Raw genomic sequence first — 2,365 nt, 5'->3', positions numbered from 1 at the left:
GGCAAGCTCGGCGCCGAAATCAAAGACCGTCTGCACATCGGGCGACGACAGTACAATCCCGGCAAGCCGCCCGTAAGGCGGCATCCCCGCCGCCTCGCGTTCCCCCGCCTCGGCTTTCCAGAACGCCTCTTCATCGCCCGACAGGATCGCGCGGATCACCGCGTGGTCCGGCTGATAGGTCTGCAACATCGCCTCGCCCGGCCGGTCGCCGCGCCCGGCCCGGCCCGAGACCTGCCGCATCAGTTGAAAGGTCCGCTCCGCCGCCCGCAGGTCCGATCCTTGCAGCCCCAGATCGGCGTCGATCACCCCGACGAGCGTCAGAAGCGGAAAGTTGTGCCCCTTGGCCACCAGTTGCGTGCCGATGATGATATCGGCCCCGCCCCCGGCAATTTCGGCGATCTTGTCCTTCAGCGCACGGGCCGAGCCGAAAAGGTCCGACGACAGGACCGCCACCCGCGCCTCGGGGAAACGCGCTGCCACCTCCTCGGCCAGCCGTTCCACCCCCGGTCCGACCGGGGCAAGGCGATCCTCGGCCTGACACGAGGGGCAGGTGGTGGGCATCGGTTTCGTCTCGCCGCATTGATGGCAGACGAGGCGTTTGAGGAACCGGTGTTCCACCATGCGCGCGTCGCAATGTTCGCAGCCGATTTGGTGACCACAGGCGCGGCAGATCGTGACCGGCGCATAGCCGCGGCGGTTGAGGAAGAGCAAAGACTGTTCCCCCCGTTCAATCCGCGCCCGGACCGCGCCTGCCAGTGTCGGACCGATCCAGCGGCTTGCCTCCAGCTTCTCGGCCCGCATGTCGATGGAAGACAGATCCGGCATCTCGGCGACCCCGAAACGTGAGGTCAGGTCGATGCGGCTGTACTTCCCCGCCTCGGCATTGGCCCAGCTTTCGAGGCAGGGCGTGGCCGAGGCCAGCACCACCTGCGCATCACATAAAGACGCCCGCAGAACCGCCATGTCGCGGGCATTGTAAAGCGCGCCATCCTCCTGCTTGTAGGAGGTGTCATGTTCCTCATCGACGACGATCAGGCCAAGATCGCGGAACGGCAGGAACAAAGCCGACCGCGCGCCAACGACCATCCCGACACCGCCCTCGCCCGCCATGCGCCAGAGGCGGCGGCGCTCGGTCTGGGTGACACCGGAATGCCATTCGCCCGGCATCGCACCGAACCGCGCCTCGACCCGGGTCAGGAACTCGGATGTCAGGGCAATCTCGGGGAGCAGGACCAGCGCCTGCTGCCCCTGTGCCAGACATTCGGCCACCGCCTCAAGATAGACCTCGGTCTTGCCCGATCCCGTGACCCCTTTCAGCAGTGTCGTTCCATAGCGCCCGGCGCTGATCCCTTCGCGCAATCTGGCCGATGCTGTCGCCTGATCGGCGGCCAAAGCCTTGCCCGGCAGGTCGGGATCAAGTGCCGGATAGGGCAGATCGCGGGCGGCCTCTTCCTCAGCGACGGCCCCCTGTTTCACCAGCCCCTTCACGACGCTGGTCGAAACCCCGGCAAGCCCGGCCAGCTCGCCCAAGGTGAACGCTGCCCCGCCATATTCGTCGAGGGTATCGAGCACCCGCCCCCGCGCCTCGGTCATCCGGTCCGGCTCGGCCCAGCCCTTGCGGTAGACCCTGCGCGGCCCCGGCGGGTCGGCAAGACCCGGCGCACGGGTGGCAAGGCGCAGCATCGCGGGCATCGGCGTCAACGTGTAGTCGGCAGCACGGACCAGAAAGGCCCGCATCGCCTCACCCATCGGGGCCGCGTCCAGCACCCGCGTCACGGGGCGGACCTTGGCGAGGTCGTAACCGCCCTCGCCCACGCCCCAGACCACGCCCATCACCCGGCGCGGCCCCAAAGGCACCTCGACAAAGGCGCCAAGGAAACAGCCGCCCTCGGGCGCCTTGTAGTCCAGCGCACGACCCAGGGGTTCGGTCGTCAGGACCGAAACCAGCGCGCCTTCGTCGAAAAACTCCAGTTCAGCCACGCGAGCCCCCGATGACGGGTTCCGGCACCGGCCCGTTTGCGCTAATAGGACGCCCGAACATCTGCTCAAGCCCAGGAAAAGCTGCCATGAAATTCTTCGTCGATACGGCCGATACCGCCGCCATCAGGGAACTCAACGACCTCGGCATGGTCGACGGGGTCACAACCAACCCCTCGCTGATCCTGAAAGCCGGACGCGACATCATCGAAGTGACCAAAGAGATCTGCGACATGGTCTCGGGTCCCGTTTCCGCCGAAGTTGTGGCCACCGAGGCCAAGGAGATGATCGCCGAAGGCATGAAGCTTGCCAAGATCGCGCCGAACATCGCGATCAAGGTGCCGCTGACCTGGGACGGGCTCACCGCCTGCAAGGCTTTCGCATCCGA

At 66.7% G+C, this 2,365-nt stretch carries 2 protein-coding genes; one reads left to right on the top strand and one right to left on the bottom strand.

Annotation, left to right across the window (positions count from 1 at the left end; all coding sequences use genetic code 11):
• Positions 1-1,980, bottom strand: a 1,980-nt coding sequence (locus WBB85_RS04630; protein WP_432637454.1) for a primosomal protein N', incomplete at its 3' end; no start/stop codon positions are given.
• A gap of 86 nt (positions 1,981-2,066) precedes the next feature.
• On the opposite strand from WBB85_RS04630, the gene WBB85_RS04625 reads away from it, so the two are divergent.
• Positions 2,067-2,365 (top strand): transaldolase family protein (locus WBB85_RS04625; RefSeq protein ID WP_432637453.1); only part of this gene is annotated, 299 nt, incomplete at its 3' end.

This window comes from Albidovulum sp., assembly GCF_049646345.1.
Taxonomy (GTDB): Bacteria; Pseudomonadota; Alphaproteobacteria; order Rhodobacterales; family Rhodobacteraceae; genus Albidovulum.
Note: the sequence above shows the minus strand (reverse complement) of the source record. Positions and strands in the feature narration are given on the sequence as shown.